Source organism: Bradyrhizobium sp. Leo170 (assembly GCF_004296405.1).
Lineage (GTDB): Bacteria > Pseudomonadota > Alphaproteobacteria > Rhizobiales > Xanthobacteraceae > Bradyrhizobium.
This window is the reverse complement of sequence record NZ_PSRR01000261.1, coordinates 1-12,120: the sequence shown is the minus strand read 5'-3', so window position 1 is coordinate 12,120 and position 12,120 is coordinate 1. Positions and strand designations below refer to the sequence as shown.

The 12,120-nt window shown below is 62.8% G+C and carries 13 protein-coding genes and 2 pseudogenes; 7 read left to right on the top strand and 8 right to left on the bottom strand.

Annotated features, from left to right (window positions below; all coding sequences use genetic code 11):
* Positions 1 to 22 precede the first annotated feature (22 nt).
* The 5 genes and pseudogenes from CWO89_RS49720 to CWO89_RS31850 form a co-directional block, all read left to right on the top strand.
* A complete protein-coding gene (locus CWO89_RS49720) occupies positions 23 to 343 on the top strand; it encodes a hypothetical protein (protein WP_502702929.1) in 321 nt (106 codons plus the stop codon).
* Complete coding sequence (locus tag CWO89_RS49715) at positions 238 to 519, top strand: ATP-binding cassette domain-containing protein (RefSeq protein ID WP_502702930.1); 282 nt, start codon at positions 238 to 240, stop codon at positions 517 to 519. Before CWO89_RS49720 ends, CWO89_RS49715 begins: the two co-directional genes overlap by 106 nt.
* A gap of 47 nt (positions 520 to 566) precedes the next feature.
* Entirely contained in the window at positions 567 to 1,022 is a 456-nt protein-coding gene (locus tag CWO89_RS31860) for an alanine racemase (RefSeq protein ID WP_130582470.1), read from the top strand.
* Positions 1,019 to 1,693: an alanine racemase C-terminal domain-containing protein gene (locus tag CWO89_RS31855; RefSeq protein ID WP_130582469.1), complete on the top strand. Its 675-nt coding sequence runs from the start codon at positions 1,019 to 1,021 to the stop codon at positions 1,691 to 1,693. Before CWO89_RS31860 ends, CWO89_RS31855 begins: the two co-directional genes overlap by 4 nt.
* 74 nt (positions 1,694 to 1,767) lie before the next feature.
* A pseudogene (locus tag CWO89_RS31850) lies at positions 1,768 to 2,003 on the top strand (4Fe-4S dicluster domain-containing protein); the annotation flags it as partial.
* 12 nt (positions 2,004 to 2,015) lie between these two features.
* Here the strand turns inward: CWO89_RS31850 and CWO89_RS48250 are convergent.
* The 7 genes and pseudogenes from CWO89_RS48250 to CWO89_RS31815 all read right to left on the bottom strand — a co-directional run.
* Positions 2,016 to 2,204, bottom strand: a pseudogene (locus CWO89_RS48250) (thermostable hemolysin); the annotation flags it as partial.
* A gap of 29 nt (positions 2,205 to 2,233) precedes the next feature.
* Entirely contained in the window at positions 2,234 to 2,398 is a 165-nt protein-coding gene (locus tag CWO89_RS49710; protein ID WP_463702979.1) for a DUF6338 family protein, read from the bottom strand.
* A 43-nt stretch (positions 2,399 to 2,441) separates the two neighbouring features.
* The gene (locus tag CWO89_RS31840) at positions 2,442 to 3,137 is read right to left on the bottom strand and encodes an amidohydrolase family protein (protein ID WP_207234616.1); all 696 of its coding nucleotides are present in this window, start codon (positions 3,135 to 3,137) and stop codon (positions 2,442 to 2,444) included.
* Between the two features lie 164 nt (positions 3,138 to 3,301).
* Positions 3,302 to 3,808, bottom strand: a complete 507-nt coding sequence (locus CWO89_RS48245) for a hypothetical protein (RefSeq protein WP_245476672.1) — start codon at positions 3,806 to 3,808, stop codon at positions 3,302 to 3,304.
* A gap of 291 nt (positions 3,809 to 4,099) precedes the next feature.
* Positions 4,100 to 5,362 carry a DEAD/DEAH box helicase gene (locus CWO89_RS31825; RefSeq protein ID WP_130582467.1) on the bottom strand — a complete coding sequence of 421 codons (1,263 nt, stop codon included), beginning with the start codon at positions 5,360 to 5,362 and terminating at the stop codon, positions 4,100 to 4,102.
* Positions 5,331 to 6,662 carry an ATP-binding protein gene (locus CWO89_RS31820; protein ID WP_130582466.1) on the bottom strand — a complete coding sequence of 444 codons (1,332 nt, stop codon included), beginning with the start codon at positions 6,660 to 6,662 and terminating at the stop codon, positions 5,331 to 5,333. The genes CWO89_RS31825 and CWO89_RS31820 overlap by 32 nt, the downstream gene beginning before the upstream one ends.
* A complete protein-coding gene (locus tag CWO89_RS31815; RefSeq protein ID WP_245476673.1) occupies positions 6,659 to 9,073 on the bottom strand; it encodes a tellurite resistance TerB family protein in 2,415 nt (804 codons plus the stop codon). The genes CWO89_RS31820 and CWO89_RS31815 overlap by 4 nt, the downstream gene beginning before the upstream one ends.
* A 720-nt stretch (positions 9,074 to 9,793) precedes the next feature.
* Here CWO89_RS31815 and CWO89_RS31810 point away from each other — a divergent pair.
* The gene (locus tag CWO89_RS31810) at positions 9,794 to 10,129 is read left to right on the top strand and encodes a helix-turn-helix domain-containing protein (protein WP_130582465.1); all 336 of its coding nucleotides are present in this window, start codon (positions 9,794 to 9,796) and stop codon (positions 10,127 to 10,129) included.
* A complete protein-coding gene (locus CWO89_RS31805) occupies positions 10,122 to 11,369 on the top strand; it encodes a type II toxin-antitoxin system HipA family toxin (protein WP_130582464.1) in 1,248 nt (415 codons plus the stop codon). Before CWO89_RS31810 ends, CWO89_RS31805 begins: the two co-directional genes overlap by 8 nt.
* Before the next feature lie 252 nt (positions 11,370 to 11,621).
* Here CWO89_RS31805 and CWO89_RS31800 read toward each other — a convergent pair.
* Positions 11,622 to 12,120: hypothetical protein (locus tag CWO89_RS31800; protein WP_207234617.1), on the bottom strand; the 499-nt coding region annotated here is incomplete at its 5' end.

Genomic DNA, 12,120 nt, shown 5'->3' with positions numbered 1-12,120 from the left:
TGCCTTGCGTGCGCAGGTCGGCATGGTGTTCCAGCATTACAACCTTTTCCCGCACCTCACTGTGCTGGAAAACCTGACGATCGCTCCTCGCCGAGTGCACGGCGAGGCAGAGACGACGGCCCGTGCGCGGGCACTGTCGCTACTCGATCGCGTCGGCCTTGCTGATAAGCGCGACAAGTATCCGGGCGAACTTTCCGGTGGCAGCAGCAGCGTGTCGCCATCGCGCGGGCGCTTACCATGCGGCCGCGTCTGCTGCTGCTCGACGAGATCACATCGGCGCTCGATCCCCAGCTTGTTGGCGAGGTGCTCGGCGTCATCCGCTCGCTCGCATCCGAGGGCATGACCATGATGATTGTAACCCACGAAATGCAATTCGCTCATGATGTTTCGACTGCCGTCGTCTTCATGGCTGACGGTCGGGTGATCGAAAGCGGCAGCCCGATGGAGATCTTCGAGGCGCCGCGCGACGCACGCCTGCTGGGCTTCATGCAACGCTATCGGGCCGGCAGCGGTCTCTGACCCGGCCACGCCATTATTCCGTCTCCGACAACTGGAATGCCCTCCCTATGATCTCTGCCCCCTTCCGCCCCACCTGGTGCGAAATCGATCTCGGAGCGGTGTCGCACAACCTGCGTCAGCTCCGAGAGCTTCTCGGCGATGGCGTCGCCGTCTATGTCTGCCAAAAAGGCGATGCCAGCGGATGTGGCGCGGTCGAGATCGCCCGGCGTGCCGAAAGAGAAGGAGTTGCTGGATTTGCCTTCGGGAATATCGATAGGGCGCTCGCCTGCCGCGAGGCGGGCATCGAAAGCCCGATCCTGCTCTATCCGAACTGTTTGCCCGAGGCCGCCCCCGTGCTGCAGCGTGCCCGGCTGATGCCGACGCTTTCAACCACAGAAGATGTCGCCCGGTGGGACGCCGCCGCAACGGCAGCGATGCCAGTCTTTCTCAAGATCGACGCCGGGGGGGGGGTCGCGCCGGAGCGCTGCCGCATGAGGCAGCGGCCGTCGCCCGCGCTGTCGTGACCAGCCGCCACCTGCGTCTGGAAGGCGTCTACGGCCACCCGATGACGAGTTACGGTTTCGAGGACGAGTCCTATCTGCTCGGCCAGCTTCGCGGTTTCAAACAGGCCATCACCGCAATCGAGGCGGCGGGGATCGCTATTCCGATCCGCATGGTCTCGAGTTCGGCCATCGTACTCGGCTATCCCGAGGCTGACTGGAACGCAGTCGATCCGGGACGGTTGGTCGTCGGCATGAGCTTCCCTGCGGTTGAGGAACGAAAGGCGGTCTGGCGACCAGCTCTCGTCGGGCTGAAGAGCCGCCTCGTGCTGGTCAAGTCGCTGGCCGAGATCGGCGCCGTCTACCCAGCACCCTTCCTGCCATTGCGACCACAGATGCGGATTGGCCTGATCCCGATCGGGTGGAGCGACGGTTATCCGCACCGTATGCCGGAGGGCGCGACAGCACTGATCCGTGGCCAGAGGGTGCGACTGCTCGGCCCGTCGCACTCTGAACTGCTGCGTGTCGATTTGTCCGACATCAGTGACGCCGCGATCGGCGATGAGGTCGTGTTGCTCGGTCAGTCCGGCGAGGATGCGATCGGCCTGACCGAACTCGCCGATCAGTGGGGTGTGACGACCCGTGATCTGTTTCCGATCATCGGCAAGACGCTTCCGCACCGCTACTTCGGCTAGGTTCTGCCCTTAGACCGACGGCCGGGAGGATCACGCCTATTGCACCCGTGCTGAGGCTTCCGCGGAAAAGCGTGCGGAGAAGGCCGTCGAGCGATCCGAAGCCGGCTTGGCGTTCTGACCTTCGACCCTCTCTCCTCGGCGTCCCTGTCGAACACCAACCACGAGGACGACCGACCGGTGCACCTGCAGGTCAAGGACATGGAAAAGCGCAAGCGCCCCGAGCGTGACGTTCCTGCCGCGTCCTCGACCCACCGCTATCCGACTGGCGTCAGTGTGGGTCGAGAACGACGGCGAGGAAACGTACGTCATCTTGTTCGATGGGCTCATCAAGATACAGTTCAGAGAAGAATTGCTCCGACTGATCGCGCAGTCCAGCGGCACAACGGATAGCGTGGCCGTCGGCCAGCAACACCAGCGTCTTCGGAAGAGCTCCCAAGCGAGCACCGTACACGTCAAAATATTCCCCTCGAACGAAGTCCGAAGCCCGCAGGCCACAAAGGATGTCCGGCATACACAATAATGATTTCCAGACCAACGGCTTCACCAGCAGCATGCGGCAACTTCATGAGTCTGCGTCCCTCCCGGTCTTGACGCCCGAGGCGGCGGCGAACAATCGTAGATCTCCTGGAGAAACAGGTCGCGTTCTGTCGGGTCTGATGATGCGAACGAGTGGCTGCCGTAGACGCCGCCGACCGTCGAGCCAATACTTCAGGATCAATCCCGTCCACGCCACAACATCTGCATGGGATTACGCCTTTGCGCGATTGCGCGGTGACCACTCCGTGATGGTGACACTTTCCGACTGGCGATTCGAGCGCCAGCGTCCGACCTGATACGGGATCGACCCTCCGCTATGGCTGACGAGGAGTTTCGGCTGGGGAAAACGCTTGAACACATCGGATCGCGAGATCGAACTGATGGCGAGACTCTCCTCGGTGATGAAGTGCTCGTTATAGGTCTCGCGACCGCAGCAGGCGCAGCTGTGGATGTGACCGGGAATGTCGTGCTCGCACAGGAATTCGTATAGGGGATACCAGTAGGGATCCCCCATCGGCGGTGACTTGCCGGCGCCATCCGACGGGTCCGGATTGATTAGCACGCCGAGAAAGCCGAGATCGTTGATGCACCGCTTGATCTCGTCGAACATCTTCTCGAGAGGCACTCCGGTCGCTTGAGGCAGGCCGCCGACCCCGCGGAAGAGCTTTGGATGCAGCTTGATCGTGCGTGCGATCAAATCGTTGTTGTCCAGCGCGCAGCTCACGACGTCGTCCCAGCGGTTCTCACCGTGCAACATCATGAGGGGACGGGGCGAAAGAATCTGGAGATCCGTGCCCACGCTGTCCATGATCTGCACATTCTGTGCTGCGGATTTCTCGAGCTCCGCCTCCTGAATTTTCGCGTGGTAGATGCCTTCGCGCCGAAAGGCTCGCGGCCCATCTTTCACCGGGCGTGCCCTCAATCCGCTGGCCGAACTGCCGGTGAGCCCGGAGCAGATCCTCGACGGCGTCGAGCTTGATTGCCACGATCGAGATGTCGGTCTTGTCGGATCAGATGCAGTCCGCCTGTCGGTTCGGTCGAGCAAAGTTAACAATATGGAATATTGAGCCGTTAAGCATATGCGTCAGCGCGCGAACGTAGATTCGCATAACATTGATTATGGAATATATTCCTATTTTCCGAACGCCAAAATTTGCCCTTAGCTAGGTTTGTTACGACGCAGTCGCTTGTCTTCGCCGGATAGCGTCGCGTTGGCGCCGGCTTCGTTTCCGGAGCGATTGAAGGCATCGGTGACAGAGTCGTGGCTGGCGTCTGCTCCTCGACCGCGCGGACATCAGGCAGCTCCGTAGCTTGTTGGGCGGGTGCGGGTCGAGCCTCCATGGTCTCGAGAACCGCGCGTCCCTTGTCAGTGACACGCCAGCCGCCATTCAACCGCTCGATGAGACCTTGGGAGAAGATATCCAGGTCAGGCACGCGGGCTGCCAATCGCTTCGTGCGTTCGGCCCAATCCCGCCCGCTGGTCGCCAGAATCGCCATATCGCGCTTGAGGTCCGCCATAACGGCGAACCCGTCTGGATAGCTGACCAGCACCTTGAGAACCGTCACCTGGAAGTTCACTGCCCCACCCGTACCGGCTTCCGCGAACTTACTCCCTCCACATATTAGGGGCATTCGTAAACATCTGTCGACTCACGACATTCATCCGCTAGGCAGTTCGGCAGCCCCGCGCGTCGTCGACGCCGCTTCGCGATGGAAGCATTTCGAACCGGCGCGCACGTCACCATCGACCGCCTCTATGATCGGACCTCAGATAGTCTCCGCCATTTCCGGGTACCGGCAAAATGCGTTCGCAAGCGCCATCTGACGATGGTGTACGACATTCGACTTCGAAAAGACGAGGCGACACCGCTAGAGAGCTGCGGCCATGACGGGAATTTCAGTGACCTTGTCGCCGTTCTGTCTGGCCCAGAGAGATCTGGCCAGATTCTCCGGGACCTGCTCCCGGAACTTCCCGACCTTGATGTTCGCGACGAACTCCGAGACGTCATGGGGACCGATATTTCGCGTTTCGGCAAGCTTGGAGAGGATCGGTCGCAGTTCGCTCTCCTTGATCTTGGAGACCGTGACTCCGAGTTCGTGCACGCCCGATTGAAGCCCGGCCATCGCAAGCGCCGCGCTGAAGACGGCGGTCGCCTGGGATCCCCGCCAGAGGAAGACGTGCATGTCACGATCTTCCTGGACCAGCGATCGGCTCTCCAAGTCGAGCTCGCGGAACATCTCGCGCCCTTCCTCCAGGAGATCCCGGGCTCTGGCGTCGAGATAGGGCGGAACGTCGTCCGCGAGATAGACCTTGCGCATCTCCGCGATCAGCCGGTCGTGAGCCGGCTCGCCGGTCGCGGGCTCGAAACGCGGCACGACGCCGCCCGGATCGTCGAGATCTGGCGGCTCGATGTAACCTCTGACTTGAAGACGCAATTCCGGAGCGTCCGAGTTGGCCACGAGCTGTTCGACGCTCCCAGGATTCGTCGGCCGCAGCCACGCGCGGGCCTGGCCGAGATCGCCGATCGTCGCGGAAAGTCCGACGCGCCGGGCGGGCCGCGCCGCCATCGCATCGATGCGCCGCAGCAGGCTGGCCACGTGCAATCCCCGCGGTCCCTGCAGGAAGGAATGAAGCTCGTCGACGACGATGAATTCGGCGACCGACAGCAGCCGTTTGGCGTCGGCCGGACGACGGACGAACATCGCCTCGATCGATTCCGGTGTGATGAGGGCGATTCCGTCGGGCTTGTTCATCGCCTTCTTCTTCTCGGCCTGCGGCGCATCCCCGTGCCATTTGACCACCGGGATCTCCATGCTCTCGCACAGTCCTTCGAGGCGCCGGAACTGGTCGTTGATCAGCGCTTTGAGCGGGCTGACGTACAGAACCGAGAAGCCCGACGCGCTGCGCTCCGCGATCGACGTCAGGATCGGGAGGAATGCCGCCTCCGTCTTGCCGGCCGCGGTCGTCGCCGAGATCAGGATGTCGCGATCGTCCTCGAGCACGGCGAGGATCGTGCGCGCCTGTATTTCGCGCAATTCGTCCCAGCCCTGGTCGCGGATCCAGCGGCGGACCTTGGGATGCAGCAGATGGTAGGCGGCTTCAAGTCCCGAGCCGGAAGCTGGTGAGTTCATCGTCGTCTCCGGGCTGCGCGCCACCCTCGGGCACCGCTTCCTGCTGGCCTTGCAGATCGGCAGGTACTTCCACCTGCCCCAGAAGATCCTGCCACTTCGTGCCCGGGTTCTGCTCGAGCACGGAGAGCATCTGAACGAAGGCCTTCACCGTCGTCCGCGGCGTGCGGAAGTAGGCTTCTCCGATGCGACGATCGCAGTGGGCCATGAAGGCGGTCAACGCCTCTTCGGGCACCAGATATTTAGACGGATCTCCCGCAGCGAACACCGTCCGGATGTTGGACAACAGGATCAGAAGATCCTCCGGCGTCAGGCTCTGGAGGTTTATGACCGGGCCCGAAAGATCGACAAGACCTTTGGTGGCGAACTGGTTCTCCGCCAGCCGTGACTGCAGCGCTTCGTAGCTGAACAGGCCGCGCCTGGTGTCCATCAGGAACTGCGGCGTGCCGCACATGACGAAGCCGATGTTGACAGTGTTTCCCTGCAGGGCGTCGTTCACGATGCGGAGGATCTGTTCGAAGTTAGACTTGCGCGCCTGGGCGTTCTGCAGCTTGTAGATGTTCACCATCTCGTCGAACATCACCAACAGTCCGGCGTAACCCGCGACCTTCGTCAGGCATGCGAGGGACTTCAGCGAGTCGTACACGCCGTCGTCGTCGATGATGGTCCTGACGCCGAGGGATTTGTTCGCCTCGGTCTTGGTCGAGAACTCTCCGCGCAGCCACCGCAGGGCCGCGAGCTTGAGCTCCTCGTTCGACGCTTCGCTGCCGCGCCAGTAGGCCTTGAGCACCGTCGCGAAATCGTAGCCTCCGACGAATTCCTGGATCGGGGCCAGCTTCTCGTCGATCACCTTCTCGACTGGAACCTGCCGTTCTCCGGCCTCCTTGACGGCGTCGGTGACGAGCCGCTCCACCACGGCCGCCAGTGCGCCGCCCTCCGGCTTCGTGCGGGTGGCCATGTTGCGGACGGCTTCGGAATAGAGCGCCCTCGCCTGGCCGCCGCTGGCGTGGATGCGGCGATCGGGCGCCAGATCCGCGTGCACGGTCACGCACTTCCGCTCCAGCGCGATCAGTCTGATGAGGTTCGCGAAGAACGTCTTGCCGGCGCCGTAGTCGCCGATCACGAATCTGACGGCCGCCCCGCCGTCCGCGATCCTGTCCACGTCGCGAAGCAACGCTCCGATCTCCGCGGCTCTGCCGACCTGGATGTGCGGAAGGCCGACGCGCGGCACCACGCCGGCGCTCAGCGCCTGGATGATAGTGTCCCGTTCTTTCGGCTTTATCGTCTTCGGCGCTTTGCTCATGCCGTCGTCTCTCTCAGTTCAGCCAGTCGCTCCCGCAGATGCGGAACCATGACGATCTCGTGCCCTTCTTCGAGCAGCGGTTCCTCGAAGCGATCGTAAGACCAGTCGTTGATGCGTTCGATCGCACCGTCCGCCAGGAGCTTCATCGCGCGCGCCCGCTCGTCGAATTCGGCTCCCGCGATCGATCCCTTCCGCTCGAGAAGCTCGACGAGCTCCGCATGCGGTCCGTCCAACCCCTCGAAGGAGACCTCGTTCGCCGCGGATGCCACCGGCGTCTCGACGGGAGTTGGCGTCGTGTCTTCCTCGAAGATGTTCGCCAGCAGTTCCGCGACCGCGTTGGTCTCCCGCTGCGTCCGTGCCAAGCGCGCGGCATCGATCTGGATTCCAGCGACGGGTGCCGGCGCGACGACACCCTCCTGTGCGGGGACAGGTGCCGGCACGACGACGGGACTCGGTGCGGCGACCGGTCGCTCTTTCGGGATCGGCACCCCGGCCTCGCGTCTCTCGACGGACAAGGATACCGGTTCGTCCGCCCGCGGCACGGTTCTGTGCAGCTCGGAATAGACCCGCTCCTTCGGAAGGCCCAGTGCCTTGTGGAGCTTCTCAAGGAATCTGACCTCGTCGGGCCGCACGTTCTGGTCGCCGCCGACGACTGCGACCGCCGCATCGGCAATAGCCTCCCGTTCGGCGTCGCTGCGCTCCGCCAGGCGCTTCATGACCCTCGACAGCTTGGGTGGGTTGTTGAAGATCGTGACGGCGAACGCGATCAGGCGCGCGCGTTCGATCGCGCTGAGGTCCTTTCCGTCCCTTATCCCGGCGATCACCCGCGGCATCTCGTCGCTCGAGGAATCGCCGTCGGCCGCCGCCGCCAGCACGGCGACCTCGACTTGGGCCTTCATCGACCGATAGGCCTGACGCTCCGGATCGACCGGCCCGCCGCTAGGCGCCTTGAACAGGAATATCTGATCGTCAGGCTGCGGGACCGCTCCGCCGAAGCGCCGATCCGGCTCGATCGCGATGTCGAGCCGATCCAGCACCTGTCCGAGCTGGTCCGCGAGCCCGGACGATACCTTGCCGTTCTCCGGAAGATCGAAGTCGGCCGACCGCAATACGGTGCCCATGGTCGTGCCCGCGCGGCTCTGGCCCCCCATGATTTCCGACAGACGCTCCCCGAACGAATGCAACGCATCGAAGCCGATTTCCGACACGAGATCGGGCGGAAGCAGAAGCGACGCCTGCACCGAGTTGCGCGCCTCGGGCTGGCGGCCCAGAAGCCGGCTGAATCCGTCGAGCTCGTCGGTACATTCCTGCACGAGGCGCCTCAATGGTTCGGGAGACGTCGTCGCCTTCGCGACGTCGGGATAGGCCCGATGAGGACCGTCCACCGTGACCCGGAAGGCCCGGCTCGCTGCCTCGTACCGCAGATCGATGTTGCCGGAAGTGGTGACGTTCAATCCTTCCGGAAACGCGCTCCGGAAACGCAGATGCCAAAGGGCCACGAATTCGTCGAAGCACCGAACCGCTGCGGTACGCAGATACACGTCCGGCAGCGCGAGAACCCAGAGCAGAGCGTCTTCGGACAGGATCGTCGATGATTGTGCGAGACGCCGCCCAAGGTGAAGGCGCACCTGAATGTCCATCTCTGGAGAGTGTGACCGCTCCGCTGATGGTTGCGGAACGGCGAGAGGCATGCCGGCGGCGCATCTTGCGATGTCCACGAACCGCCTCCCGTAACCCTGGAAGGACTCGCTGTCGACCCGCCTCGCCAGAAGCCTCTCGACCTCGGCGATGCAGTCCGGCGCGCTCGCGATGTCCCGATCGACGAAAAGCCTGTGCTCCAGCCCGTAGAAGAACACGAAGACGTGCCCGATGCCGTAGGAATCGTCCCGCCGACCGCTCGACATCCAATCGAGGAAAGCGTGGCGGGCCGCGGGCGTCACGTCCGCGTAGGACGGCCAGTACGGCATGGCATCCCCGGCGACGTCCGGCCGCGACGTTCGTGCGGAAAGCTTGGGATTGACGACGTAGCCGTCGATCTCTTGGCCTTCGAAGAAGAGGGCCTCGCCGAGATAGAAGCGACCGGCCGCGATGGTGATGCCCTGGACAGTGACCGACTCTCCCGGCGGCACCCACCTCGCCGGCGCTGGAGCCCGCCCCCTGCGAAAGGCCGGCGCGATCCGTACCGGGTCCGCTGTCGTTGGCTCGATGACCGGCGGCGGAGTGTGTTGCGCGCTCGATCGCCCTGTCGCGATCTCACGTCGCTTTCCGGCCTTCGAGAACAGATAGCCGAGCAGCAGTACGAGACCGGAGACCGTGCAGACGGCTACGACCGCGGCCAGATTCTCCACGACGAACCGATAAGCCGCGGCGAGGACCGCGTAGATCGCGCCCAGCACGAGCAGCAAGCCCATTCCAGCCGTAGACCCGCCCTTCCGCCGCCCCATATCTCCGTCGATCCTCACCACTCGTTCGTCAAGAAATAGCGTGTGACGGCAGCGAAGTACAATCGTCGAAGGTCGTGTCCCGGCTCCTCCGGTAGTGCTCTCTCCCGGGAACCTGCATCCGCCGGACCGAGATCGGCATAATTCCTCCTGTAAGCGCGGCCCATTGACCGTTCTTGGAATGCTCCGGGGGCGTCAAATCTCGCGGCTGTTGGAAGCTTCAATTTGACACTACCGTGTCGACAATGGCTTTGATTTCTTCACAACTTTCGATTGCAACGATATGGTCAACCGGCGTCGGTCCAGGGCCCAATATCAAAGCCGAGGTGGGCGCCGCGCCATGCGAAGTGGGGGCCAGTCAGACCGGGATTCTGCCCATTTGGCATGCGAAGAAGGAATCGCTGCGGAATAACAGGTATTCGCTGGAACGAGGATGGACAGTGAACGAGCGCGAACAGTTCGCGCTCACAGGTAATGTGCTCACCTCACCCCTCCATCACGAGATGCGAATACCAACCTTCGGAGACTACGCCGGTTTTGTGACAGTTCTCAACCAACAGGCTCGCGGGCCAATATATCGTTCTGGCGAATGCCCCGCCGCCCCACTACGGAAATACCGGTCCTGCCAGACTAGGATATTTGTAAGCTTCGTGCTACATATTCGTGAAATCTGTAGCGCGAAGGTACCAAATGCCGACCCCCCACAATCCTCCCGCCGCGGTTCGAAGGGCCCTGCGCAAGCTTGGCGCCGACATCCACGATGCCCGGCGGCGCCGGCGGCTGCCGATGGCGGTCGTCGCCGAGCGCGCCTTCACGTCCCGCTCCACGCTGCAAAGAGTCGAGGCCGGCGACACCAACGTCAGTATTGGTATCTATGCCGGCGTTCTTCAGGCCCTCGGCCTGCTCGACGGCCTGATCAATGTCGCGGACATCAGCAACGATAGCGTCGGCCAGGCGCTGGCTAGCGCCGAGCTGCCAAAGCACATCCACCTCAAGCGCAAGACCGGAGCCTCAAGCAATGGCTGACTTCGAGGTGCATATCGATCTCGGCGCCCGCACGCGCCGCATCGGACTGGCAAGGAGCAATCGCGCCCGAGGCTCAGAGACCATCCTCTTCGAATACGATGGCGCGTGGCTTGATGATCCGGACCGGTTTTCACTGGAACCCGCCCTCGCCCTGACGCGCGGCGCCTTTGCTCCTCCTGCCGGACTGGCCACGTTTGGCTCCATCGGCGACTCCGCGCCTGACACTTGGGGCCGCCGTCTCATGCAGCGCGCCGAACGCCGCCTCGCCGACCGCGAAGGCCGCGCGGTTCGCACGCTTGCAGAAAGTGACTATCTGCTCGGCGTTGCCGACGAAACGCGACTTGGCGCACTCCGCTTCCGTTGGGTCGGCGAAGAACTCTTTCAGGCGCCGATCCGCGCTGGCGTGCCCGCCCTGATCGAACTCGGCCGACTGCTCCAGATCACCGAGCGCATTCTCCGCGACGAGGAAACGGACGAAGATCTACAGCTCATCTTCGCGCCCGGCTCCTCCCTCGGCGGCGCCCGGCCGAAGGCCTCCGTCGTCGACCAGCACGGCAATCTCTCGATCGCCAAATTTCCGAAGGAGACCGACGACTACAGCATGGAGACCTGGGAGGAGATTGCGCTACGGCTCGCCAGCAAGGCCGGCATCGCCACTCCGCAACACGAACTGATCGAGGTGGCCGGCAAGGCCGTCATGCTGTCACGCCGTTTCGATCGCAATGACGCCGTCCGCATCCCGTTCCTGTCCGCCATGGCGATGATGGGCGCCAAAGACGGCCAGCGCGGAAGCTATCCGGAGATCGTCGACGCTCTCGCGCAACATGGTGCGCATGGAAAGACGGACGCCCACGCCCTCTACCGGCGTGTCGTCTTCAACGTGCTAATCTCCAACGTCGATGATCACCTACGCAACCACGGTTTCCTGTGGCTGGGAAAGACGGGATGGTCGCTCTCGCCGGCTTATGACCTCAATCCCGTCCCCACCGATGTGAAGGCGCGGGTGCTGACGACGAACATCGACCTCGATGAAGGCACCTGCTCGCTCGATCTGCTCGAAGCCGCGTCGGAATATTTTGGGCTTACGCTGCCGCAGGCCCGCACGATCATCAAGGACGTCGCGACAGCGACCGCGACTTGGCGCGACACGGCCAAAGCCGTCGGTGCCCGCGGGGCCGAAATCAACCGCATGGCCAGCGCGTTCGAGCACGACGATCTCAAACGAGCGCTCGCGATTTAACACTGACATTTCTTCATAGCTTCGACTCCGCAGCCGCGAGCGCCGTAGCCGACCCGACCGTCGAACTTGAAATTTCCAGAATGCTGGCATTCGGCAGGTTTTGCAAACGCCCGGCGCGGCCTATGGCGCGTGGTCCAGCGCAATTTTGTTTCGTTGGTGCGAGTTTGATGCGATAGCAACGACATTCTGCTCAAGGCCAAATAGCGGCCTATACGGAAGGCGTCGGGTGCGCCGTGGACACCCAGGGTCGCGCTAAGCGAGCTGTCCGTGCCGTTCGAGCAAACGCATCAGCACGTTGTTCGCGTGGGCGAAGTTATCGAACTGCCCGCGAAGCTCGTAGGCCCACTTCGCGCCATGAAAGAGATTGTTGCGCAAGCGCCAGACGATCATCAGGAGCACCAAAACGCGGTCGCGCGGATCATTGTTTGCTTCCTCGATTACCACCCGTACCAAGTCAGGATAGTCCGCCGGGCGAAGACCTAGATAGGGGAAATGGCCTGTCAATGCGCCATCAGCGAAATATCGCCTCCGGAAATAGGTCAGTTCGCCATCATAGAGCTCAGCCCCAAGCGTGCCAGCAGCCGTCCACTCATCGACCTTTTCGCGGATGCGGTCGGCGCGCGCGAAATTGTTCATGACCTGCGCTTCGAACAGGCTCCACAAGAACGCAAAGTCAAAGATCGCGTTGCGGTCCCGTGAGGGAAGACTTTTGAAGCCTGGCGCTCGTTCGGCTAGGGTCTGTTGGGATTCA

What these genes read in the sequence shown, in the direction of transcription:
- CWO89_RS49720 (WP_502702929.1), top strand. Translation starts at nt 23, where the DNA reads ATGGTGTTCCAGCATTACAACCTTTTCCCGCACCTCACTGTGCTGGAA.
- CWO89_RS49715 (WP_502702930.1), top strand. Translation starts at nt 238, where the DNA reads ATGCGGCCGCGTCTGCTGCTGCTCGACGAGATCACATCGGCGCTCGAT.
- CWO89_RS31860 (WP_130582470.1), top strand. Translation starts at nt 567, where the DNA reads ATGATCTCTGCCCCCTTCCGCCCCACCTGGTGCGAAATCGATCTCGGA.
- CWO89_RS31825 (WP_130582467.1), bottom strand. Translation starts at nt 5,362, where the DNA reads ATGAACTCACCAGCTTCCGGCTCGGGACTTGAAGCCGCCTACCATCTG.
- CWO89_RS31820 (WP_130582466.1), bottom strand. Translation starts at nt 6,662, where the DNA reads ATGAGCAAAGCGCCGAAGACGATAAAGCCGAAAGAACGGGACACTATC.
- CWO89_RS31815 (WP_245476673.1), bottom strand. Translation starts at nt 9,073, where the DNA reads ATGGGCTTGCTGCTCGTGCTGGGCGCGATCTACGCGGTCCTCGCCGCG.
- CWO89_RS31810 (WP_130582465.1), top strand. Translation starts at nt 9,794, where the DNA reads ATGCCGACCCCCCACAATCCTCCCGCCGCGGTTCGAAGGGCCCTGCGC.
- CWO89_RS31805 (WP_130582464.1), top strand. Translation starts at nt 10,122, where the DNA reads ATGGCTGACTTCGAGGTGCATATCGATCTCGGCGCCCGCACGCGCCGC.